Genomic DNA, 24,224 nt, shown 5'->3' with positions numbered 1-24,224 from the left:
CATGCCGAACTCAGAAGTGAAACACAATAGCGCCGATGGTAGTGTGGGGCTTCCCCATGTGAGAGTAGGACATCGCCAGGCTTTAAATATCGCTATTTGCTGAAAGCAACTAGCAACATCATTAGTGTACTAATCTATTGATGACAATTTGTGGAGGGATGGCTGAGTGGTCGAAAGCACCGGTCTTGAAAACCGGCAAGGGTTAATAGCTCTTCTAGGGTTCAAATCCCTATCCCTCCGCCACATTAAAAAGCCCGCTGAGAAATCAGCGGGATTTTTTACGTTTATAAGAAAATAAATGAAGCGAACTGAGTAATTCGCTTCATATCTATTAACTAGAGATGTATTTGCCTTCAGCGACCTGCCATAGCGCCTTAATAAGAGGGTTATCTAGTTGAGAGCGCTTACAGCACACTCCAAGATCGAATGGTTTGATTGGCTCTACTTTTAACCTTTCGATCTTGTCTCTGACTGGGCTGTTGTTGATAACGACATCCGGCGCAATTCCAATCCCACACCCTAGAGCCACCATGCTGACAATCGCTTCGTGCCCAGATACTTGTGCATAAATATTAGGCTTGATTTTCATCTTTTTAAACCAAGCATTCGCGCGCTCTCGTGCAGTTCCAGCCTCTGAAATAATGAAGGGTATTTGCGACCAGTCGGGCTGTTCTTGATGTAATTGCTGGGTGAAGGTGCTTATTCCGATTGGCGCGATCACTGATAATGGGATGTCGCTGATTGTTTCGAACTCCAGGCGAGACGGTAATATGTCTGGTTTAGCTGATATGGCGATATCGACCTCATCATTTAAAACCTTATCGATGGCTTGCGCAGGGTCTCCTGTCGATAACTTAAACTCTATATAAGGGTGGAGAGTGCGGAATTCGGCAATTAACTCAGGCAAATGACTGTAGCTCGCGGTAACAGAACAAAATATCCGAATTTCACCTTTTAGCTCCTGTTCTCCGCCTTTTAGGTGAGCATTATATTGCTGCCACTCTGTGACGATATTGAGTGCAACTGGCAAAAGCTGTTTACCCGCTGGTGTTAGGTCAACGCTGCGGTTATCCCTAATAAGTAGCTCTTGCCCGGTTTCATCTTCCAGCTTTTGAATTTGCCTACTTAAGGCAGAAGGGCTTACATGCATAGCTGAAGCTGTTTTGCTGAAGTTCTTGCTATCACATAAGTGGATGAAGAGTTGTAAGCTTTTAATATTCATGTTTTGACATTGTTTCCATGTTGCATAAATTGCAATAACTAATTGTGAATATATCACTTTAAGCAACAGGGTGTCTGTTTTAGTATGAAGTCATTCGATAGAGAGATATCGACCTGACGGACATATTTTTAAAGGAGCGCCCTATAATGGCTAACTATTTCAATACATTAAACTTACGTGAGCAATTGGACCAACTAGGTCGTTGTCGTTTTATGGACCGCGAAGAATTCGCTACAGAAGCTGAATTCCTGAAAGGTAAAAAAGTGGTCATCGTAGGTTGTGGTGCTCAAGGTCTTAACCAAGGTCTAAACATGCGTGATTCTGGCTTGAACGTAGCATATGCTTTGCGCCAGGCTGCAATCGACGAGCAACGTCAATCGTACAAAAACGCTAAAGAGAACGGCTTTGAAGTAGATAGCTACGAAAACCTAATCCCAGAAGCCGATCTAGTGATCAACCTAACGCCAGATAAGCAGCACACAAACGTTGTTGAAACTGTAATGCCGCTAATGAAAGAAGGCGCAGCATTAGGTTACTCACACGGCTTCAACGTAGTTGAAGAAGGCATGCAAATCCGTAAAGACTTAACAGTTGTAATGGTTGCACCTAAGTGTCCAGGTACAGAAGTACGTGAAGAATACAAGCGTGGCTTTGGTGTACCAACGTTAATCGCAGTTCACCCAGAGAACGATCCAAAAGGTGAAGGCTGGGATATCGCGAAAGCATGGGCTGCAGGTACAGGTGGCCACCGCGCTGGTTGTCTAGAGTCTTCATTTGTTGCTGAAGTTAAGTCTGACCTAATGGGTGAGCAAACAATCTTATGTGGCATGCTTCAAGCGGGTTCTATCGTTTCTTACGAAAAGATGATCGCTGATGGTATCGAACCTGGTTATGCAGGTAAGCTTCTTCAATATGGTTGGGAAACGATCACTGAAGCACTTAAGTTTGGCGGTGTGACTCACATGATGGATCGCCTGTCTAACCCAGCTAAAGTTAAAGCGTTCGACCTTTCTGAAGAGCTGAAAGATCTAATGCGCCCACTTTACAACAAGCATATGGATGACATCATTTCTGGTGAGTTCTCAAGCACTATGATGGCTGACTGGGCAAATGATGACGCAAACCTTCTAGGCTGGCGTGAAGAGACAGGTGAAACTGCCTTTGAAAACTACCCTGCATCAGACGTTGAAATCTCTGAGCAAGAGTACTTCGACAACGGTATCCTAATGGTTGCAATGGTTCGTGCTGGTGTTGAGCTAGCGTTTGAAGCCATGACAGCGTCAGGCATCATCGATGAGTCTGCTTATTACGAATCTCTACACGAGCTTCCACTAATTGCTAACACAGTTGCACGTAAGCGTCTGTACGAAATGAACGTAGTAATCTCTGATACAGCAGAATACGGTAACTACCTGTTTGCTAACGTTGCGACTCCACTTCTACGTGAGAAATTCATGCCATCAGTAGCGACAGACGTAATTGGTCGTGGCCTAGCTGATGCATCAAACCAAGTAGACAACGCTCGTTTAATTGAAGTAAATGATGCAATCCGTAACCACCCTGTAGAGTACATCGGTGAAGAGCTACGCGGTTACATGACAGACATGCAACGTATCGCTGTTGGCGGTTAATTTGTAAGTCTTTAGTTATGCGAAAGGCACTCAGTTGAGTGCCTTTTTTATTGCTTGTCATACTGAACTAACCGGAATAAAAAAGGCTTGGTTAATGACCAAGCCTTTAATGTTTTGGGTGGCTGATTATTTGTCAGCAAGTTTAGCTTCTAAGTCAGCTAGCTTTTGTTCCATCTCTGTGAGCTTTTGACGAGTGCGCAATAGAACTTGAGTTTGTACATCAAACTCTTCACGGCTCACAACATCTAGCTTGTTCAGTTGGCCCTGAATGACCTGGCGAACTTTTTGATCGACATCTGTGCCTAGCTCTTTTACAGGCTGAGGCATTGAGTCATGGATTTGCTTAGCAATTTGCTCTAGTTTTTTAGGATCAAACATAGTGGCTTTAACTCCGAATAATTTTCTCTATTCTATTTAATCGGCTGACGAAAGTCGCTCTTTTGCCGTGAAAAAGTCGACTAGGTAGAAATATTAAAAAAGGCCACCGAAGTGACCTTTTAGTAAGCATTATGTATTGCGCTTATTTGTTATCAGCTAATTCACGATTGGCTGCTTTTGCTTCGTCAACACGTGCTAGCTTCTCTAGGTCTTTATCTTCAACAAAGACTGGAAGTGGCTTATGTTTCTCAGCTAAGTAGCTGTAAATTACTGGTAGAACGAATAGCGTAAATAGCGTACCAATTGCAAGTCCTGCAACGATAACGATACCAATACTAAAGCGTTGCGCGGCACCCGCGCCTGTCGCGTACATTAGCGGGATCAAACCTGCAATCATCGCAGCAGTGGTCATTAGGATAGGACGTAAACGTACTTTCGCTGCTTCCATTACTGCTTCAATGCGAGTTTTACCGTTGTGAAGTTGTTCTTCTTTTGCCACTTCACAAATCAAGATGCCGTGTTTGGTAATCAAACCAACCAGCGTGATTAGACCTACTTGTGAGTAGATGTTCATCGTTGCTGCGCCCCATGCTAATGCGATAAGTGCACCACAAATCGCCAGAGGTACCGATACCATGATAACCAATGGATCTTTCAGGGATTCAAATTGAATAGCTAGAACCAAGAAGATGATAGCCAGTGCTAAGCCGAACGTTGCGTATAGCGCGCTACCTTCTGTTACGTACTGGCGAGCTTCACCCATGTAGTCATGGTTGTAACCGCTTGGTAGCTTGGTCGCTGCTGTATCTTCAAACCATGCAATAGCGTCACCCATAGCTGCACCTGGCGCAGGTACTGCACCGATAGTGGCAGAGTTCAACTGGTTGAAGTGAGGCAGTGAGCGCGGCTCTGCAACCACATCAATGGTCACTAGACTGCCTAATGGTACGGCGTTGCCATCTGCTGCACGAACATAGTAGTTGTTCATCGACTCAGGGTTTAGACGGTACTTACGTTCTACCTGAGGGATTACCTCGTATGAACGACCATTCAAGTCGATACGGTTAACATAACCATCAGACATCATAGTGCCTAAAGTCATCCCGATATCTTGCATGGTTACGCCGTATGCGCCTGCTTTGTCTTTGTCGATGTTGATCTTCATGGTTGCTGAGTCGTAGTTCAAATCTAGATCTGAGTATACGAATAGCGGGTTTGAAGATACTTCAGCCAAAATGTCGGTAGTGATCTGGAATAAGCTTTCAAAACTGTTTGGCGTTGTAATAACAAACTGAATTGGAAGACCAGAACCTGCACCTGGAAGTTCTGGCATCTGGAATGCAGTTACTGCCATACCCGGAACATCTTTCACTAATTGGCCAACGCGATCAGCAACCGCAGATTGGCTAGCTTCACGTTCACTCCAAGGAACCATAGAAGCAATACCAAACGCTTGGTTAGCGTTAGGTACACCAGTAAATACCTGTGCGTACGCGACTTCTGGTTGATCAGAAAGAATGGTATTTACGTCATTCATGGTGTTTTGCATGAAGTCTAAGTTAGCGTTTGATGGCGCAGTACCCATCAGCATGATTACACCTTTGTCTTCTGATGGTGCAAGTTCGCTCGGGATAAACTTAAACAGCATAGGTAAGCTAGCAAATACGATAATTGCGAAACCAATAAGTACAGGGCGGTGCTGCATTACCGCATTAAGCATGCGCTCATAACGGTTAGTCATGCTGTCTAAAACGCTATGCACCTTTTGTTCAAATTTGCTTGGCTCAGCATGAGCTTTTAGCATTTTTGAACACATCATTGGTGATAGGGTTAAAGCAACAATACCAGATACAAATACCGAGCCCGCAAGGGTTAACGCAAACTCTTTAAATAGCGAGCCTGTAATACCCCCCATCATCGCGATCGGTGCGTATACCGCGCCTAGCGTCAATGTCATTGCGATTACCGGTACGGCAATTTCACGTGTACCTATGATCGCTGCTCGGAAAGGGGACTCTCCAAGTTTGATATGTCGGTCAACGTTTTCTAGGACAACGATCGCATCATCAACTACCAAGCCGATGGCAAGTACCATTGCCAGTAGCGTCATCAGGTTCCAAGAGAAGCCCATCGCCTGCATGACCATTGCCACACCAATCAAAGATAGCGGGATAGTTACAATCGGGATCAGAACTGCTCGGAATGAACCTAAGAACAAGGTAATTACGATCAATACGATTAATGCAGCTTCAAGGATGGTCTTAATTACCTCTTGAATCGATTCGTTAATCGCAATCGTTGAGTCGTACATCACGTTCATCGAAATGTTGCTAGGTAGATTCTTCTCTAGTTGAGGAAGAAGATCTAGCACATCCGCGGCAATGTTAATTGGGTTAGCACTTGGTGCAGCATTGATCGCGGCTACAACTGCTTCTTGTCCATTTGCGCTTGCACGGTATACATCGTGACTTTTCTCTAGAGACACTTTAGCGATATCAGATAGGCGAATGATTTCACCTTCACCGCTTTTAACTACCAGATTCTCTAGTTCTTCAGTATTGGATACCTGTGTATCGGCGCTACCGTTGTAAAGTACGAACTCGCCCGTTGCTTGACCTGTTGCTGATTGGTAGTTATTGGCATTAAGCACCGTCATAACATCTGTCGCAGTTAGGTTAAGCGCTGCCATTTTTGATGGATCAAGCCATACACGAAGCGCGTATTTCATACCACCATATAGGTCGACTTTAGATACACCGTTTACCGTAAACAGTTGCGGGTTAATAACACGCTCTAGGTAATCGGTAATTTGGCTAGACGCGAGCTCATCACTGGTAAAACCAATGTAAAGTACCGCTGTCGTTGAACCGGTAGACATAGTTACTGTTGGGTCTTCCGCTTCCTTAGGAAGCTGAGAACGCACAGAGTTGGTCTTGGCCAGTATGTCTGACAGGGCCGCATTCGGATCGGTGTTGAGCTTCATGTTTACTGTAATGGTAGAACTACCTAATACAGAGGAAGAAGTCATATAGTCGATGTTATCTGCTTGCGCCACCGCCTGTTCAAGAGGTTGGGTGATGAAGCCTTGGATAAGATCGGCACTCGCACCATAGTAACTGGTCGTGACCGTTACTACAGTATTCGTCATTTCAGGGTATTCTCGCACCTGCATTTTGAAGATTGCTTGTAAGCCAAGTAATGCAATCAAAAAGCTGATGGATACCGCTAAAACTGGACGTTTAATAAAAACATCAGTAAAGCGCATTGTGCCTCCAGTTACAGCTTAGGTGTTTCAGATGGTGGGTTGATCGCATCGCTTTCAACAATCTTCACTTTCGCATCATTACTTAGGCGAACTTGACCAGAAGTCACAACGATGTCTCCAGCTTTAACACCTTCTAGGATGTGCGCTTGATCTTTTGCTCGCTCACCCACTTTCACAACGTGTTGTTTAACACGCTTCACGCCATCTTCTTCAGAGATAATGTAAACATTGTCACCGTATAGCGTGAATGTAATCGCCGTTTGCGGAAGTGTTACTTGGTTTGCCATCTTAGGAAGAATGATGTTGGCACGTGCGAACATACCGCTACGCAGTTTGCCATCGTTATTCGGGATATCAGCCTGAACTTGGATCAAACCACTTTGTACGCTAACTGCTGGCTCAATTGCACTAATAGAACCTTGGAATGGGATTTCAGGGTAAGCATCAACATAAATATCGATCGCTTGGCCAACATTTATACGAGAAATGTCGTTCTGAGAAACCGTGAAACGTAAACGCATAACGCTAGTGTCTTCTAAGCGAACAATATCAGTACCCGCTTGCAGGTATTGGCCTAGGTAAACGTTACGGATACCAACCACGCCTGAGAAAGGTGCTTTGATTTCACGACGCGCAATGGAGGCTTTTAGGCTTTCAATGTCTGCGGATAGCGAGAAGAAGTTCGCTTCTGCTTCATCGTAAGACTCTTTTGAAATAGAACCTTTCTTATATAGGCCTTTGTAACGCTTATATTTTGCTTCCGCTGCAGGCAAACGTGCTTGAGTACTTTTCAAGTTCGCTTTTTCTACATCAGAATCAAGTAATACCAATGGCTGGTCTTTTTCTACTTGAGTACCAGAATCAAACGCAATCTGATCGATAACGCCGCTTGTTTCGTTGGCAACCGTTACACCTTGATTCGGCTCAATGAAACCAATTGCTTCGATTACAGGCACCCAATCAACAGGTTGAACTTCGGTAACCGTTACCGGGAACTCAGGTTCTGGAAGGTTAGCCATGTACTCGGCAATTTTTTGTTGTTTGAACATGTTGAATCCAATCACGCTGCCAAATAAGACAACCGCGATGAGCAACATAAAGAAAGTCCACTTTTTCATTCTATTAAGAACTCCGATCTAGTGTGTAATTATTGCATCCCAACTGGCTTCGATTGCGGCTTCAAGCGCGTTGTCATCCAGCTGATATAATCCCAATGAGTGTTTTCTTGCTAGTGATACACTCACGGCTAAACTAAGCCCGGTCAGTATTTCATTATCAAGTGGCTTAAATAGCCCTTGCTCCTTTCCTTCATTAAACAGCAACTCAACTTGGGCAAACATTTCTCGTTCAAGTTCCCTAATTTTGTGGCTATTTGTGGTCGGTAAAGAATCGTACTGAACGCGATTTTTAATGGCCGCGATATTTGTTCTTGCTAAATTCCATATGTTTAACCACATGGTTCGATAGCGTTGTTTGATCGGCTGGGAGTCATCAACCCCCGCTTGTACTGCATCCGCCAAACGTTTCGCAACTAGCAAGCGAACTTCATCAATGAGGTGGTCTTTATCTTCGAAATAGCGATAGATAGTGCCTGCAGCAACACCCGCTTCTTTGGCCAACTTTTGCATGGAGAGGCCTTGAAAGCCGACTTCAGCAATGAGTTTCTCTGCCGCGGAGAGAATTTGTAGACGCTTATCCTTCGATGTATGCATGGACATAAACCATCACCTGTGAATGAACGTTCATTCATTATAGCTCAATTACCACCCATTAATGCAACTAAGTATTACACTTAATGCGTAAAAATCTTGTCAACGAGAAAGATAGCAATCGATCTGTTGCAAGATTATTATAGGCGCGACAAACCTACGCTATTCGTTAACCCATGTTGAGAACACAATGAAGCTGAACCCAAGACAAGATGAAGCAGTGAAATATGTATCGGGCCCATGCCTAGTACTGGCAGGCGCTGGCTCAGGAAAAACACGCGTGATTACCAATAAGATTGCTTATCTTGTTCAGCAATGTGGTTACAAAGCGAGAAACATCGCAGCGGTAACATTTACGAATAAAGCGGCGCGCGAAATGAAAGAGCGTGTCGGTCAAACGTTAGGTAAGAAAGAGTCGAAAGGCCTGATCGTTTCGACGTTCCACACCATGGGGCTTAATATCATTCGACGCGAGTACAAAGCTTTAGGATTAAAAGCTGGGTTTTCGTTATTTGATGATCAGGACCAGTTGGCGCTATTAAAAGAATTAACGGAAAAGCAAATTGATGGCGATAAGGATTTGTTGCGTCAACTATTGAGTACCATTTCTAACTGGAAAAACGACATGCTTACGCCAGACCAGGCAAAAGCACGTGCCCAAGGTGAGCAGCAACAATTGTTCGCGTTCTGCTTTGAAATGTACCAAAAGCAAATGAAGGCGTATAACGCGCTCGATTTTGATGATTTAATCGCAATGCCGGTATTACTGCTGAAAACCAATAAAGAAGTGCGCGAGCGCTGGCAGTCACGTATTCGTTATTTGCTCGTGGATGAATATCAAGATACCAACACTAGCCAATATGAGTTGGTGCGTCTGTTAGTGGGAGAACGTGGTCGTTTAACCGTAGTAGGCGATGATGACCAGTCGATTTACTCGTGGCGCGGTGCTAAACCACAAAACCTGGTGTTACTTGGTGAAGATTATCCGAACTTACGCTTAATTAAACTCGAACAGAATTATCGTTCAACCAGTCGTATTCTTCGAGCGGCCAATATCTTGATTGCCAATAATCCTCACGTATATGAAAAGTCGTTATTCTCGGAAATTCCAGATGGCGAGAAACTCAAAGTTCTAAATGCGAAGAATGAAGAACATGAAGCGGAGCGTATTACCGGTGAGTTGATCGCGCATAAATTCTTGAACCGAACTGAATACAAAGATTACGCTGTGCTTTATAGAGGTAATCACCAGTCGCGTTTGATTGAAAAAGCCTTAATGCAAAACCGCATCCCTTACAAAATTTCAGGGGGCACTTCGTTCTTCGCTCGTGCTGAAATTAAAGACATCATGGCTTACCTGCGAGTATTGGTGAACCCAGATGATGATAATGGTTTCTTGCGCATCGTAAACACCCCGCGCCGTGAGATTGGCCCCGTGACATTAGAGAAGTTGGGCAGCTACGCCAATATGCGCGGCAAGAGTTTATTTGAAGCCAGTTTTGAAATTGGCTTAGAGCAGCATTTAACAGGGCGTGGCTTAGAAAACTTACGTCGTTTTACGGAGTGGATTGTAAAAATTGCCGATAACGCGGAGCGTGGTAATACTGTCGATGCGGTGCGTGCTTTGGTGCGCGACATTAACTATGAAGATTGGCTTTACGAAACGTCAGCGAGCCCAAAAGCGGCAGAGATGCGCATGAAAAACGTTTCTGACCTGTATTCTTGGATTGTCGCAGACCTTGAAGGGGACAACTACGACAAAGAAGAGAAAACGCTTAAAGAAGTCGTTCAACGTTTAACGCTGCGTGACATGATGGAGCGTGGTGAAGATGACGAAGATGCAGATCAAGTTCAGTTGATGACCTTGCACGCTTCAAAAGGTCTGGAATTCCCATACGTGTATCTCATGGGGGCAGAAGAGGGGATTTTGCCGCACCAAGCGAGTATCGATGAAGATAATGTCGAAGAAGAACGACGATTGATGTACGTAGGGATTACTCGAGCGCAAAAAGAGCTGACTTTTACGAAATGCCGTGAGCGTCGACAGTTTGGAGAGCTGATTAAGCCGACCCAAAGTCGTTTCCTAGATGAATTGCCTCATGATGATGTGGAGTGGGAAACAGTGAAGAAGCCGCAATCAGCTGAAGAGCGGATGGAAAAAGGGCAAGCTCACATTGCCAATATTCGAGCAATGTTTAATAAGAAGTAAAAGAAAAGGCTTGGTGAAAACCAAGCCTTTATCATTTGTATCGGTGGATTCGCGAACGGCTAATTAAAGGCCTGCAATCATGTGCTCGATAGCTGCAACGATTTCATCGTCTGAACAGTCCATACAAGAACCTTTAGCTGGCATTGCATTGAAACCGTTGATCGCGTGATCTTTCAGTACGTCTTTACCTTGTGCAATACGAGGAGCCCAATCACCAGCGTCGCCAGTCTTAGGTGCGCCGCTTACGCCAGATGCGTGACAAGCAACACAGAAAGTACCGTAAACAGTAGAACCATCACGTGGACCGGTAGGTTCTGCTTTTACTGGTTCGCTACCTGCAAGGTAAACTTGACCAACAGGTTTGATGCGCTCTGCAATTAGGTCTTGTTCTGCTTGGCTTAAGTTAGAAGCCATAGCTGCTGTAGAAAAAGTTAAGGCCGCGATTACAACGCTTATGATTCGACGAGACATATCCATTAAACTCACTTTACATTCCCAAGGTAAGTGCATGCTTACCAATTTATTGTGTTAGAGGGTTGTTTTGATCCAACCTGCAATGAACGCCTGTTAAATCAATGTAAATAATGGGTGATTATATCCTGATAACTTGTTGCAATAAACAACAACTTATCAGCTTCAAGGGGTTTATCACATCCTAAATCAATGGTTATCACATATGAACTGTCGAAAAAGAGACCAAACGATAAAAAAAGTTAAAAAAGTACTAGACGGCATAGGGTGATATACGTATTATTCCACTCCGCCGATAGGGCATGCGCCCGTAGCTCAGCTGGATAGAGCGTTGGCCTCCGGAGCCAAAGGTCGAAGGTTCGAATCCTTTCGGGCGCGCCATCCGGACGCTTTTAATTAAGTGGCAAATTGGCGAAAACATAATGGTGGCTATAGCTCAGTTGGTAGAGCCCTGGATTGTGATTCCGGTGGTCGCGAGTTCGAATCTCGTTAGCCACCCCATTATTTAGGTAACTGAATTTACTCAGTAAATAAGGTTTCCAGTTTTGATTTACTTCGAAACGAAACTCTCTATATAATAGAGAACAAAGTCGGTGAATAGCGCAGCTTGGTAGCGCATCTGGTTTGGGACCAGAGGGTCGGGGGTTCGAATCCCTCTTCACCGACCACTATTTCAATAATCGCTAAAGCGGTTATACAAAAAAATTAGTGGTGGCTATAGCTCAGTTGGTAGAGCCCTGGATTGTGATTCCGGTGGTCGCGAGTTCGAATCTCGTTAGCCACCCCATTAATTTTGTCGGTGAATAGCGCAGCTTGGTAGCGCATCTGGTTTGGGACCAGAGGGTCGGGGGTTCGAATCCCTCTTCACCGACCACTATAAGAAAGCCTCGTCAGAAATGACGGGGCTTTTTTACATCTAGAGTTTTAGATAATTTGGAACCACAGAAGGTTGCAGGCTGAATCGCCAGCCCGGTGGAACGCCAGTCCGATCTAATTCTTCTTCACCGACCACTACAAGAAAACCTCAACTAGCCGTCCGCGTCAGAAATGACGGTTTTTTTACATCTAGAGTTTTAAATAACTTGGAACCAGAAGGTCGTGATATAGGTTGCTAGCCTGATAGAAGCCTAGTCACATCAAGTTCCTCTTCATTGAGTATTTAAGAAAACCCCAACTAGCCGTTCACGTCAGAAATGATGAGCCTTTTACATGTGGAATTTAGATAAGTTGTATGGCCTACGGTGCTTGGAGCACTAGCTAATGTATCCCCAGCTTAATTGCTTCTTTGCAGCAATTATTAAAAGCTTAAATTGTCACCTAGCTGAGAAGTAACCAAGTTTATGATTTTATGCTTACTTGGAAGCTAGATACTTATTCGTTGAATGTTTAAGTTGAGTGCTTCACTCGTTGACTATAAGAAGACAGGACTTAAAGGCGGAGACATTTTTCGTTTGAGCTGTGAGAGGTTTACGACTGCTGCTTAGGCTTAAGGGGCTCGCATTGTCGAACTGGGGCCTTGGTGCCTAACAAGATATCACCGGCTCGTCTGGCCTGCTGATCGATTTCGCGCTCTGTATACCTTTCTTCTTGTTCCCTAGGTTCAATGTTCATCATTTATAAGGCGTATTGACTGCCTGATGTTTCTTTTTCTGCTTCTTTTATATCGCTGATTCGTGACCTTGAGAATGTTTTAACCTCAGTTTTAGAAAGTTGAACGTGATCTACTCCATAGCTTCAATATTTGATATTGGGGCTTTTTTTTATTTGAACTACGTTAAATAAGCTCTTTTTGCATAACTTTTCTTGCAGGTGATCTTGGCGGGTCAAAAGTGGGGCTGAGTGGCCTGTAAATCGATGACAGATACGTATAAAAGTATGTAGCACGAGCTCTACGACGTAAGTATTACAATATGCTGATTTGTAATACTTTCTTATGAGGTGCGGCTGATATCACGTGGCTGTTTTTATTGGTGTTTGATTTTGTATGTCGGCTTTTTATTGGAAATATAACCTAATGATTGGTTGTTATTATGGTTGATCGTGTTGTTATTTAACTTATGGTTGGTGCATGTTTCTAATATGTTAATTGTAAGGTGGAATAAATATGTTTATTCACGATTTAGATGATTAGTGATGTAAAAGCACCAGAATTCGCTATATAACTCGATACAAACCTGACAATTCAAAGGTTTAGTTGCATATGGTGTGAGGTTTGTGTGGCTCTAATTATGCTTTGTTGTTGAATATTTATGCGGTGTTTTGCCTTGTAAATGGCCTGATATCGACTTTTTATACTATATATGTTGCTTTTCTGTGAATTTTTTGCCAAATTGATGGCCGTATAAAATATCAGAACATTATTCTGGTAAGAATGGATTCAATTTTGCAGACAGGGCAGAAAGCTGCCGAAGCAGTAGAGGTCTGGTAATGTCACTTTTAGAAGTTAAAAATCTTCGTATCGAATATCCATCTCGTCATGGGGTTCATGCCGCGGTTAAATCGCTGTCGTTCAATATTGAACGTGGTGAAATTGTCGGAGTTGTAGGTGAATCTGGTGCGGGTAAATCGACGGTAGGTAATGCCGTTATTGACTTGTTGAGCCCTCCTGGGCGCATTGCAAGTGGTGAAGTATTCCTAGATGGTGAGAAAGTTTCTGGATTAACACCAGAAGAAATGCGCAGCGTGCGCGGGTCGAAAATTGGATTTATTTTCCAAGACCCAATGACTTCTCTTAACCCTCTATTCACTGTAGAGCAGCAGTTAAAAGAAACTATTCATGCCAATATGAAGGTTTCTGACGAAGAAGCATATCAACGTTCATTAGATCTAATGAACCAAGTGGGCATCCCACAACCAGAAAACCGTTTAAAACAGTATCCACACCAGTTCTCTGGCGGCATGCGTCAGCGTGTGGTGATTGCGATTGCATTAGCGGGTGAACCTGATCTTATTATTGCCGATGAACCTACAACGGCACTGGATGTTTCCATCCAAGACCAGATATTAGGTTTGATTCGCGACCTATGTATTAAGAAAAACGTTGGTTGTATGTTGGTAACCCACGATATGGGTGTGGTCTCTAACGTCACTGATCGCGTAGCGGTAATGTACCGTGGTGATTTGGTTGAGTTTGGCCCAACTGCGAAAGTACTTGGTACGCCAGAACACCCATATACACACAGCCTAATATCAGCGGTTCCTCGTTCGGACCGTAAATTGGATCGCTTCCCTCTGGTGAGTTACATCGAAGAAGCACACGAGATGGAACCGCTAGATGTGAAAAATCACTGGTTAGGTCAAAGCCAAGATCACCGTGATTACACAGGTCCATTATTGAATGTTGAAAACGTAAACCTACGTTTCACAACGAAAGACTCTTTCTTTGAAAGCCGTCGTGAGTACGTTCAAGCATCAAATAACGTCAGCTTTGAAGTGCACGAAGGTGAAACCTTTGGTTTAGTCGGCGAGTCAGGATCAGGTAAATCGACCATCGCTCGTGTGATTGCTGGCTTATATGCACCTAACTCGGGCAAAGTAACGTTTGAAGGTGTAGACCTAACGGGTTTGAAATCTGAAAAAGAACGTCGCCCTATGCGTCGTCAAATGCAGATGGTATTCCAAAACCCGTATACGTCGATGAACCCACGTATGAAGATCTTCGATATCATTGCCGAGCCAATTCGCTTCCACAAGCTAACTCGCAATGAAAATGAAACTCGTCAGATTGTTCACGACCTATTGGATCACGTTGGTCTTGGAAAAATGGCTGGTATGAAATACCCGCATGAATTCTCGGGTGGTCAGCGTCAGCGTATTTCTATCGCTCGTGCATTGGCAACTCGCCCTCGTCTACTTATTTGTGACGAACCAACTTCAGCTCTGGATGTATCCGTTCAAGCGCAAATCTTGAACCTGCTGAAAGACCTGCAAGACGAATTAAACCTAACCATGTTGTTCATCAGTCACGATTTGCCGGTTATCCGTCAGATGTGTGATCGCGTGGGTGTAATGCAAATGGGGACGTTACTGGAAGTCGCCCCAACTGAGCAGTTATTCAAAACACCACAACATGAATACAGTAAGCAACTGATTTCTTTAATGCCTGAATTTACAGGCTTACGAGAAGATGCAGCAGCGGAAAAAGCTGCGGTATAACAACTTTCAAGTTGGCTAGAAACAACGGCAGTGCTTGAAAAATATAACAGACGCAAATACAACAACTAGGGATCTGGATTCCCGCATGAAGGAGTTATGCAATGAAAACCATGAAAAGCAAATTAGCAGTAGCTTTGATGGCAGCTGGCCTAAGCTTTAGTGCAGCAGCAGCAGATATTACCGTTGGCTACGCAGCTGACCCAGTATCACTTGACCCGCATGAGCAGCTATCAGGCGGCACACTGCAAATGTCTCACATGGTGTTTGACCCTCTAGTACGTTTCACTCAAGAGATGGACTTTGAAGCACGTATCGCAGAAAGCTGGGAACGTGTTGATGAAACGACTTTCCGCTTTAACCTTCGCAAAGGTGTGAAATTCCACTCTGGTAACGAACTAAGTGCAGACGACGTTATTTGGACGTTCAACCGCCTACAAAACTCACCAGACTTTAAAGCGATCTTCGCACCGTACGAAAAAATGGTGAAAGTGGACGACTACACGGTTGAGCTAATTTCTAAAGCGGCTTACCCACTAGTACTTCAAACCGCTACTTACATCTTCCCAATGGACAGCAAGTTCTACACGGGTAAGACAGCTGAAGGTACAGATAAATCAGAAGTGGTTAAGCACGGTAACTCGTTCGCTTCAACTAACGTTTCTGGTACTGGTCCATTCATCGTGACTCAGCGTGAGCAAGGCGTAAAAGTAGAATTTGAACGTTTTGACGGCTACTGGGATACCAAGTCTGACGGTAACGTTGACAAACTAACACTGGTTCCAATCAAAGAAGACGCAACACGTGTTGCAGCACTTCTTTCTGGCGACGTGGATATGATCCACCCAGTTGCACCAAACGATCACAAGCGTGTTAAGAATGCGAAAGGTATTGATCTAGTAACACTACCTGGTACTCGTATCATCACGTTCCAAATGAACCAAAACAGCAATGAAGCGCTGAAAGATGTTCGCGTTCGTCAGGCGATTGTTCACGCAATCAACAACGAAGGTATCGTTAAGAAGATCATGAAAGGCTTCGCGACAGCAGCTGGTCAACAGAGCCCAACTGGCTACGCAGGTCACAACGAGGAGCTAGTGCCACGTTACGATCTTAAGAAAGCAAAAGAGCTGATGAAAGAAGCGGGTTACGCGGATGGCTTCACGCTAACAATGATGGCACCAAACAACCGTTACGTGAACGATGCGAAAGTTGCTCAAGCATCTGCAGCTATGCTGTCTAAGATTGGTATCAAAGTTGACCTTAAGACAATGCCTAAAGCGCAATACTGGCCTGAGTTTGACCTATGTGCAGCAGACATGATGATGATCGGCTGGCACTCAGATACTGAAGATTCAGCGAACTTCAACGAGTTCCTAACAATGACTCGTAACGAAGAAACTGGTCGTGGTCAGTACAACTGTGGTCACTACTCAAATGCAGCAATGGATTCAGTAGTAGAAGCTTCTAACACTGAAACTGACCCTGCTAAGCGTTCTGAAATGCTGAAAGGCGTTGAAGCAACACTTTACCAAGACGCAGCATTCGTACCACTACACTGGCAAAGTGAAGCATGGGGCGCAAAGTCTAACGTAGGTGCAGCAGCAGTAGTAAACCCAATGGTTATGCCTTACTTCGGCGACCTAGTAGTAAAATAATTTAGCCATAGTCTTGAGCCTTCGTGATGAGGCTCAAGACTCGCTAGACCAATTAAGTTTTGGTACTTGGCCTATCTTCAGTCGGGTTGAGTACCATTTTTAAAGACTGAAAGTTTTATCTTGTTCACTTTGAACTCGATAGTCATGGATAGAAAAGGGGCAAGGAATGTTTACGTTTCTGGTCAAGCGCCTGTTTCAGGCACTGATAGTGATGTTTGTGATCAGTTTGGTGGCGTTTGCCATTCAGGATAACCTGGGTGACCCGTTACGTGAGTTAGTTGGGCAGTCGGTTTCAGAGTCGGAGCGTCAAGCGCTACGTGATGAACTAGGCCTAAACGATCCCTTCATTACAAAATACTCTCGCTTTGTAGGCGCCGCTCTACAGGGTGATCTTGGTACTTCATACTTCTTCAAACGTCCGGCTGTGGACGTAATCATGGATAAATTGGTGGCGACACTCGAACTGGTGTTCGGTGCCTCAATTATCATCGTTTGTTTGTCTATCCCATTGGGCGTGTATTCAGCGATTCATCCAAAAAGCATTTTCACCAAGATAGTCATGGCTGGCAGTAGTGTCGGTATTTCAGTACCGGTTTTCTTAACTGCAATCATGTTGATGTACGTTTTCTCTATCGAGTTAGGCTGGTTACCTTCGTTTGGCCGTGGTGAAACCGCCAACTGGTTTGGCTGGGAATCTGGTTTCTTAACACTAGATGGCCTAGCACACTTAGTACTTCCAAGCGTGGCGTTAGCATCGATCATGTTGCCACTATTCATTCGTTTGGTTCGTTCTGAAATGCTAGAAGTACTGAGCTCTGAATACATCAAGTTTGGTAAAGCGAAAGGCTTGGCACTAAACAAAATCTATTACCAACATGCACTTAAAAATACCATGCTACCAGTACTGACGGTGGGTGGTGTTCAGATTGGTACTATGGTGGCTTACACCATTCTGACTGAAACCGTATTCCAGTGGCCAGGTACTGGTTTCCTTTTCCTAGAAGCGATTAACCGTGTAGATACACCACTTATCACGGCCTACGTTATCTTTGTAGGTTTGATTTTCGTTGTGACTAACACGATTGTTGACTTGTTGTACGGTGTGATTAACCCAACCGTGAACATTACAGGTAAAGGAGCATAATCATGGAACAAGTATCTCAAGCTCCAACCCGTTGGGAGCGCTTTAAAAAGTCAGACATTCTGTACTATTTCTTACGCGATAAAGTCGCAATGGTGAGCTTTGCCGTCTTTACCGTTTTCTTAGTGATGGCATTAGCTGCACCACTAATCGCGCCAACGGATCCGTACGATGTTACGTCTATCGATATCATGGATTCTGAGCTTCCTCCATCGTGGATGGAAGACGGCGATGAACGCTTTATTCTTGGTACCGATGAGCAGGGCCGTGATATTTTCTCGACTATGCTGTACGGCTCTCGTTTATCTCTGACGATTGGCTTCCTTGCGGTTGGCTTACAGCTGTTTTTAGGCATCATCATTGGTTTGTCTGCGGGTTACTTCGGTGGTCGTATCGATAGCTTCCTAATGCGTTTTGCTGATGTCCAGCTCTCGTTCTCAACCATGATGGTAGCGATCATCGTATCCGCTATTTTCAAAGCGAGCTTCGGTAGTGACTTCTATGCGCAATATGCAGTAGTGATGCTGGTGGTGATTATCGGTATTGCGGAATGGCCTCAGTATGCGCGTACGATTCGTGCATCGGTATTGGCAGAGAAGAAAAAAGAATACGTAGAAGCGGCACGTGTGATGGGCTTTAAAGCACCACGTATCATGTTCCGTCATATTCTGCCTAACTGTCTGTCGCCAATCTTAGTTATTTCGACAGTACAGGTGGCAAACGCCATCATGTCAGAAGCGGCACTTTCTTTCCTTGGTTTAGGTTTACCGGTAGACCAACCATCGTTAGGTGCACTAATCAGCACAGGCTTTAACTATATTTTCTCAGGCGCGTGGTGGATCACTGCATTCCCTGGTGTACTTCTAGTGACATTAGTACTGGTTATTAACCTACTTGGTGACTGGTTACGCGACGTATTTAACCCTAAAATTTACAAAGGGTGATCAGAGGCAATTGATTTTCAATCAAAAAACTCTCTAAACTAAGAGTCGTAAGCAATTACGGCTCTTTTTTTGCTTATAGTTTAAGGAAGAACGGAATTCATCTTTTATCGACAAGGGGTCGATAATAATTTCTCTCTCGAAGATTTAGAGTGATGAGTATGAAAATGAGTAAAATTTCAGGATCATGTTATAAGCGGTTCATGCGTTATCGCTTTGGACTCATGGCTCTGTCGGTGTTATTTGCTAGCCAAGTGAATGCTGAGTCATTCCTGTGCGACGCCACCCAAGCCAGTTCCAACCAGCTTCCAGTATTAGAACAATCTTGCCCAATCGGCAAAGGGCTATGGGGTAATAGCGCTCCTAGCAGTAGCCAAGACTCTTCATTGTTTTGGATTCAATGTGGCCTGCTCGCCAAACCACTTTCTCTTGAAAAAGCTAAACCGATTTATCAGAAAATCTCGACAAACGTTTGGATGAAGCCTGAGCAAAAGGGCTACCGCTGCTTGATAGGCCCATATAACACCTATCCAGATGCTAAGCGTGATCTTTCCCAAGTTCGAACGTTAGAAGAGTACCCAGAAGCTTTCATTCGTATGGTGACTAAGAAACCTATGATGAAGAAGTCGATGGCCGAACAGCCAATGGCGCGCGATTCGAAGCCTGCCATGGCAGAAAAGCCAATGAAAGCGGCAACGCCGGTGGCAATGAAACCTCAACCTAAGCCAGTTCTTGCCGAGAAGGCATACCCTAAAGAGGAAGAAATGGCGACGTTAACCATTGAAAAGCGCTTGTCTGCGACGGTTGCAGGGCGTGAGTATATGGTGCCATACCTATTGGATGACGAGCATCAATTCTATATGGAGCACAATAAGCCTTGGAATCGTTTAGATTACGAAAGTGCCAAGCTCGTGTGTTTCGATGTCGACATGCGTCTATCGACTGAAGAAGAGTGGCAGCGCCTGCTCGAATCGAACGTGATGGAGCGAGATGATTGGCCAATGCATCTACCGTATTGGGGCGGATTGAAAAAGGGCTTATTTACCAATGGAAATATTACTCAGCTTCGCGGCACTTCGTTACTGAACGTATTGTGCGTGAAGTGATGCTCGAGAGCTTTTGAGCTATCGTAGGCCAAAAGGTCTAAACACAAGAAACCCCAGCGTATTGCTGGGGTTTTTCGTTTTAGTCTGACTTACCGTCTTTTTCAGCCAATTCTAAATACCGCTTCTCGATGAACTCTTTCTCTTTAACTTGATGTTGCATCTGTTTTTGTAAAGTGAGCAGTTGCTGTTTGAGCTCTTTGGCTTCTTCTGCTGCGGCCGCACCGGGCTGTGCCGCTAATTGGTGTTTGTAGTCTTCAATCGTTTCGAGCAGCCTTTGTTTTTCTTGCCTAAAGTCTGGTGCTGAACTCTGTAGGCCGCCGTTTTCACTGATCATGATGTACTCTCGTTCTAAGTGCTCAAATTGCTTTTCAATTTCTTCTTTTTGCTGACGTAGACTTTCGACGGTATCGTCTTTTTCGAGCAAGATGACTTTCGCCTTTCTGAGTTTGTTGACGCTGCTATCGAGGTCGTTTTTGAGCTTTTTGATTAACAGCTTAGATTTAGAGAGCTTGTGATTAAGGTCATCAATAATCACTAGGTCTTGATCGCTTTGAGCTGCGGGAGAGTCTTGAATGGCTGACATTTGGCTTTCCAGTGCTTGTTGGATCTGCATTAATGCCGTTAAGGTTTCACTGTTATCGTTAGCATCATGAATCGCGAGTTCCAGTTGGGCTTGATACTCTTTTCTTTCCTCTTCACCGAGCTCTTTGGCTTTGAACTGGGCAGTAAACTTACGTAGTTCTCTTAGCATCAGAAACAAAATAACGAACCAGAAAAACAAGATAGCCAAGCCAAGGTTAATCCCGAGCGCGAGCAGTAGTTCGTAATCCAATTGGGAAGATATCGTCTCTGGTGACATGATGCTGGCGGCTCCATATCGTATAAGTTATTGACTAAGTTTAGGTGCTGTAAGCAATCGTGCCTATAATTTAAACAGCTGGGCACTAAGGATTGGAGTACGGTGAAAATATTAATCGTGGATGACAGTAAGGCGACACTCGAAATTGTAAAGCGCGCTTTAGAAGGGTTTGGTTATCGACGCCTATCGATCGAAAAAACCAGCTGCGCGTTAGATGCGTTGCAGCATATTGAGCAATGGCAGCCTGAAATTGTGCTGACGGATTGGCACATGCCAGACATGACAGGGCTAGAGCTAGTGGAACAAGTGTCTGCTCAATTTCCTGATATCAAGTTAGCGATGATCACCACCGTGGACGATGAGCAACATATTAAGCAAGCGCAGGCAGCAGGGGCGAGCTTTGTACTTTCAAAACCTTTTGATGATGAAGATTTACACCAGAAGTTGCTGCCTTTAGTGCAAGGCGCAGAAGAGAGTCAGTTCGAGCTTGACCAGATTGTTGAAGTGCAAAAAGAGTTGGCGTTACCAAAATTGACTCAGTTGGAGAAGTTGCTGAAGAAGGTGGTACACAGCGATATTGAGTTGAACAATATACGTCAGCAGTTATTTGATGAAAGTAAGTTGCCCGTGCTGTTGGCCATTTATGCCGATGGAGAAACCCAAAAACCTCGAGCTGTCGCGATTTTGGATATTTACGCTGCGTGCGTATTTGCCGCTAGTAACCCTTCGATTGATGTTGCCGAAATGCAGAAGTCGATTCACAGCAAAGTCGTGAGCAAGGCTATTTTTGAGACGTGTCAGCAAGTGCTAGATAAGTCTTCCTTGGCATTTTTAGATTCTAATTCTCGTAAAAGTCTACGCCTTAAAAACATCAGCTTTGTGCCAACAGCCTTTGATAAATTGAAAGTGCTATTTGAGAAAGGAGCGGACAAACGGGTCGACTTCTCTTGCCAACTGCATGAAATGGCGCAAGGCAAGGTGACAATTGTTGGGTTTTAAAAAAGCAGGCTCAAGGCCTGCTTTTTATATCGAATTCATTTGTTAGTGCATTAGCGCATGGTAACGAATTCTTCGCTGCCTGTTGGGTGAATTGCCACAACAGAATCGAAATCAGCTTTGGTTGCGCCCATCTTCATTGCTACACCGAAGCCTTGAATCATTTCGTCAACAGTAAAACCGATGCCGTGTAGGCCAACAACCGTTTCTTCTTCGCCAGCACATACTAGCTTCATCTTACAAGGTTGACGGTGCTTAGTTACCGCTGTGTACATCGCAGTGAAACCTGATGTGTAGACTTTGATGTTGTCTTTGCCGTACTTCTCTTCTGCTTCTTGAGTCGTTAGGCCGATAGTACCGATTGGTGGGTGGCTAAATACCACTGTTGGAACCAATTCGTAGTCCATCTTTGCGTTCGTTTTACCGTTGAATAGGCGCTCAGACAGTTGACGACCTGCTTTAACAGCGACAGGAGTCAGTTCGATACCACCTTCCATGATGTCACCTACACAGTAGATGCCTTTCACGTTGGTTTCTTGGTATTCGTCTACTTTGATGTAGCCACGGTCATTTGTTTCAACGCCAGTTGACGCTAGGTTGATAGCATCAGTTGCTGGGTGACGACCGATTGCCCAGATGAGTGTATCCACGTTTTGTGTTTCACCATTTTCTAGGTGCAGCGTTAGGCTACCGTCTGCTTCTTTCACCACTTCTTTTGGAACAGAGTGCGTGTGCAGTGTTGGGCCTTCCGTATTCATCACTTCTACTAGCGTTTCAACGATCATTGGGTCGAAGCTGCGTAGTGGGGACTCTTTACGGCAGAATAGGTGTGTTTCAGTACCTAGTGCGTGAAGTACACCTGCAATTTCAACTGCAATATAACCTGCACCGATAACCGCAACGCGTTTTGGCTGTTCGTTTAGCTCGAAGAAGCCGTTTGAATCGATACCGTATTCTGCGCCTGGGATATTTGGAATAGTTGGGCGGCCACCAACAGCGATCAGGATGTGATCCGCAGTGTATTGCTCGCCATTCACTTCAACGGTTTTTTCGTCAACGAATTTAGCAAAACCTTTGATTACGTTTACTTTATTGTTACCTAGTACGCGGTCGTAAGATTGGTGAATACGGCCAATGTATGCTTGGCGGCTTTCTACCATTTTGCTCCAGTCGAAGCCTTTTACGTCTACGTCGAAGCCGTAGTCTTCAGCGTATAGGTTCATCGCTTCAGCGACTTGAGCACCATGCCACATAACCTTCTTAGGAACACAGCCAACGTTTACACAAGTACCGCCTAGATCCTGAGCTTCGATTAGTGCAACTTTAGCGCCGTACATAGAAGCACGGTTAGCCGATGCAATACCACCAGAGCCGCCGCCAATACAGATGTAATCAAAATGAGTCGCCATTACTTTCTCCAATTATTATCGTGAGAGGGTTTCATTGATATCCAAAGGCAACGCTCTCAATGTGAATTTGTTATCTATCTTGATATGGAGGACAGATCGGTTGAACTCAATCTATCCTTTGTAATTAGTTGTTTGCTCTTATCGCTGAATCTTCTATTGAGCGGTAAAAGCCAAAACAGAGTCGCTTTATTCCGGTACGATCCAGTCTACTTTGATATGACCTGTCGCGGGCGCAATTGCTTCCTTCAAGAAAGGCAAAATCGCATTCATTTGGCTTTCAAGTTTCCAAGGAGGGTTAATCACAATCATGCCAGATGCTGTCATGCCGCGTTCGTTGGTGTCAGGAGAGACACCAAGCTCAATTTGAAGAATTTTACGAATGCCTAAGCTTTCTAGCCCTTCGATCATATCTTCGATGTCACAACGGTTTACTACTGGGTACCAAATCGCATAGATACCCGTAGCCCAACGCTTATGACTTTGAGCGATGGCAGTCACCACATCGCGATATTCTTTTGCCAGCTCGTAAGGTGGGTCAATCAGGACTAGGCCGCGACGCTCTTTGGGTGGCAAGCTGGCTTTTAGACGCTGAAAACCGTCTTCTTTGTAGATCGACACTTGGCGATCACGGTGGAATTCTTGTTCCAGTAAAGGGTGATCAGCTGGGTGAAGCTCGGTTAATACCATGCGGTCTTGATCGCGTAGGTGCGCACGAGCCACTCGCGGAGAGCCTGGGTAATAACGAAGTTTATCGCCGTTGTTGAGCTCTGAAATGGCATTCAAGTAACTTTGAATGTCTTCAGGAATGTCTTGTTGATCCCATACTCGAGAAATACCTTGCTTGTATTCTCCCGTCTTTTCAGACCACTCATGGGTTAAATCGTAACGACCTACACCAGAGTGAGTATCGTGATAGACAAAAGGTTTATCTTTTTGTTTCAAAGCATTAAGAATAAGGCTTTGTACGATATGTTTAACCACATCGGCATGATTGCCAGCGTGGAAGCTGTGGCGATAACTTAACAAATTAAACTCTCGTAACACTCTGTTGGTGAGTGTAGTTAGTGTAGGTGGATA

17 protein-coding genes, 6 tRNA genes and 1 rRNA gene are annotated in these 24,224 nt (G+C 44.5%); 15 read left to right on the top strand and 9 right to left on the bottom strand.

Annotation, left to right across the window (positions count from 1 at the left end; all coding sequences use genetic code 11):
* Together rrf and ELZ11_RS18695 are read left to right on the top strand one after the other, a co-directional pair.
* Nucleotides 1-81: ribosomal RNA gene (gene rrf, locus ELZ11_RS24110) — 5S ribosomal RNA — on the top strand; the annotation flags it as partial.
* A gap of 71 nt (nt 82-152) precedes the next feature.
* Nucleotides 153-243, top strand: a tRNA-Ser gene (locus tag ELZ11_RS18695).
* Between the two features lie 88 nt (nt 244-331).
* Here the strand turns inward: ELZ11_RS18695 and ilvY are convergent.
* The gene (gene ilvY / locus ELZ11_RS18690) at nt 332-1,222 is read right to left on the bottom strand and encodes an HTH-type transcriptional activator IlvY (protein ID WP_137358889.1); all 891 of its coding nucleotides are present in this window, start codon (nt 1,220-1,222) and stop codon (nt 332-334) included.
* Nucleotides 1,223-1,368: 146 nt separating this feature from the next.
* On the opposite strand from ilvY, the gene ilvC reads away from it, so the two are divergent.
* Complete coding sequence (gene ilvC, locus ELZ11_RS18685; RefSeq protein WP_137358888.1) at nt 1,369-2,853, top strand: ketol-acid reductoisomerase; 1,485 nt, start codon at nt 1,369-1,371, stop codon at nt 2,851-2,853.
* A gap of 126 nt (nt 2,854-2,979) precedes the next feature.
* On the opposite strand, the gene ubiK is transcribed toward ilvC, so the two are convergent.
* The 4 genes from ubiK to ELZ11_RS18665 all read right to left on the bottom strand — a co-directional run bounded on the left by ubiK (nt 2,980) and on the right by ELZ11_RS18665 (nt 8,214).
* Nucleotides 2,980-3,231: a ubiquinone biosynthesis accessory factor UbiK gene (ubiK, locus tag ELZ11_RS18680; protein ID WP_137358887.1), complete on the bottom strand. Its 252-nt coding sequence runs from the start codon at nt 3,229-3,231 to the stop codon at nt 2,980-2,982.
* Between the two features lie 142 nt (nt 3,232-3,373).
* On the bottom strand, nt 3,374-6,496 hold the full coding sequence (locus ELZ11_RS18675; protein ID WP_137358886.1) for a multidrug efflux RND transporter permease subunit: 3,123 nt from the start codon (nt 6,494-6,496) through the stop codon (nt 3,374-3,376).
* An 11-nt stretch (nt 6,497-6,507) separates the two neighbouring features.
* Nucleotides 6,508-7,614, bottom strand: a complete 1,107-nt coding sequence (locus tag ELZ11_RS18670) for an efflux RND transporter periplasmic adaptor subunit (protein WP_137358885.1) — start codon at nt 7,612-7,614, stop codon at nt 6,508-6,510.
* 18 nt (nt 7,615-7,632) lie between these two features.
* Nucleotides 7,633-8,214 (bottom strand): TetR/AcrR family transcriptional regulator, encoded by a 582-nt coding sequence (locus ELZ11_RS18665; protein ID WP_137358884.1) that lies wholly within the window; start codon nt 8,212-8,214, stop codon nt 7,633-7,635.
* A 181-nt stretch (nt 8,215-8,395) separates the two neighbouring features.
* On the opposite strand from ELZ11_RS18665, the gene rep reads away from it, so the two are divergent.
* On the top strand, nt 8,396-10,414 hold the full coding sequence (rep, locus tag ELZ11_RS18660; protein WP_137358883.1) for a DNA helicase Rep: 2,019 nt from the start codon (nt 8,396-8,398) through the stop codon (nt 10,412-10,414).
* Between the two features lie 63 nt (nt 10,415-10,477).
* Here the strand turns inward: rep and ELZ11_RS18655 are convergent, their stop codons facing one another.
* Nucleotides 10,478-10,891, bottom strand: a complete 414-nt coding sequence (locus ELZ11_RS18655) for a c-type cytochrome (protein WP_137358882.1) — start codon at nt 10,889-10,891, stop codon at nt 10,478-10,480.
* Nucleotides 10,892-11,189: 298 nt separating this feature from the next.
* Here ELZ11_RS18655 and ELZ11_RS18650 point away from each other — a divergent pair.
* From ELZ11_RS18650 to ELZ11_RS18605, 10 genes are all read left to right on the top strand, one after another.
* Nucleotides 11,190-11,266: transfer RNA gene (locus ELZ11_RS18650), tRNA-Arg, on the top strand.
* Nucleotides 11,267-11,310: 44 nt separating this feature from the next.
* Nucleotides 11,311-11,386, top strand: a tRNA-His gene (locus tag ELZ11_RS18645).
* Between the two features lie 90 nt (nt 11,387-11,476).
* Nucleotides 11,477-11,553, top strand: a tRNA-Pro gene (locus tag ELZ11_RS18640).
* A 43-nt stretch (nt 11,554-11,596) separates the two neighbouring features.
* Nucleotides 11,597-11,672, top strand: a tRNA-His gene (locus ELZ11_RS18635).
* Between the two features lie 10 nt (nt 11,673-11,682).
* Nucleotides 11,683-11,759, top strand: a tRNA-Pro gene (locus tag ELZ11_RS18630).
* A gap of 1,553 nt (nt 11,760-13,312) precedes the next feature.
* The gene (locus ELZ11_RS18625) at nt 13,313-15,040 is read left to right on the top strand and encodes a dipeptide ABC transporter ATP-binding protein (protein ID WP_137358881.1); all 1,728 of its coding nucleotides are present in this window, start codon (nt 13,313-13,315) and stop codon (nt 15,038-15,040) included.
* 101 nt (nt 15,041-15,141) lie between these two features.
* The gene (locus ELZ11_RS18620) at nt 15,142-16,695 is read left to right on the top strand and encodes an ABC transporter substrate-binding protein (protein ID WP_137358880.1); all 1,554 of its coding nucleotides are present in this window, start codon (nt 15,142-15,144) and stop codon (nt 16,693-16,695) included.
* A 166-nt stretch (nt 16,696-16,861) separates the two neighbouring features.
* Nucleotides 16,862-17,839 (top strand): ABC transporter permease, encoded by a 978-nt coding sequence (locus ELZ11_RS18615; RefSeq protein WP_137358879.1) that lies wholly within the window; start codon nt 16,862-16,864, stop codon nt 17,837-17,839.
* Between the two features lie 2 nt (nt 17,840-17,841).
* Nucleotides 17,842-18,780, top strand: a complete 939-nt coding sequence (locus ELZ11_RS18610; protein WP_137358878.1) for an ABC transporter permease — start codon at nt 17,842-17,844, stop codon at nt 18,778-18,780.
* 158 nt (nt 18,781-18,938) lie between these two features.
* Nucleotides 18,939-19,883: an SPOR domain-containing protein gene (locus ELZ11_RS18605; RefSeq protein ID WP_374939842.1), complete on the top strand. Its 945-nt coding sequence runs from the start codon at nt 18,939-18,941 to the stop codon at nt 19,881-19,883.
* Between the two features lie 79 nt (nt 19,884-19,962).
* On the opposite strand, the gene ELZ11_RS18600 is transcribed toward ELZ11_RS18605, so the two are convergent.
* Nucleotides 19,963-20,742, bottom strand: a complete 780-nt coding sequence (locus ELZ11_RS18600; RefSeq protein WP_137358877.1) for a chromosome partitioning protein ParA — start codon at nt 20,740-20,742, stop codon at nt 19,963-19,965.
* 102 nt (nt 20,743-20,844) lie between these two features.
* On the opposite strand from ELZ11_RS18600, the gene ELZ11_RS18595 reads away from it, so the two are divergent.
* Nucleotides 20,845-21,741 (top strand): response regulator, encoded by an 897-nt coding sequence (locus ELZ11_RS18595; RefSeq protein ID WP_137358876.1) that lies wholly within the window; start codon nt 20,845-20,847, stop codon nt 21,739-21,741.
* Nucleotides 21,742-21,791: 50 nt separating this feature from the next.
* Here the strand turns inward: ELZ11_RS18595 and gorA are convergent, their stop codons facing one another.
* Nucleotides 21,792-23,147, bottom strand: coding sequence for a glutathione-disulfide reductase (gene gorA, locus ELZ11_RS18590; RefSeq protein ID WP_137358875.1), 1,356 nt, complete (start codon nt 23,145-23,147; stop codon nt 21,792-21,794).
* Nucleotides 23,148-23,333: 186 nt separating this feature from the next.
* Nucleotides 23,334-24,173: a 23S rRNA (adenine(2030)-N(6))-methyltransferase RlmJ gene (locus tag ELZ11_RS18585; protein WP_137358874.1), complete on the bottom strand. Its 840-nt coding sequence runs from the start codon at nt 24,171-24,173 to the stop codon at nt 23,334-23,336.
* Between the last annotated feature and the right edge of the window lie 51 nt (nt 24,174-24,224).

It is taken from the genome of Vibrio profundi, from assembly GCF_005281835.1.
In the GTDB taxonomy this organism is placed as follows: domain Bacteria; phylum Pseudomonadota; class Gammaproteobacteria; order Enterobacterales; family Vibrionaceae; genus Vibrio; species Vibrio profundi.
The sequence above is the reverse complement of the archived record's forward strand: the minus strand, read 5'-3'. Positions and strand labels throughout refer to the sequence as shown.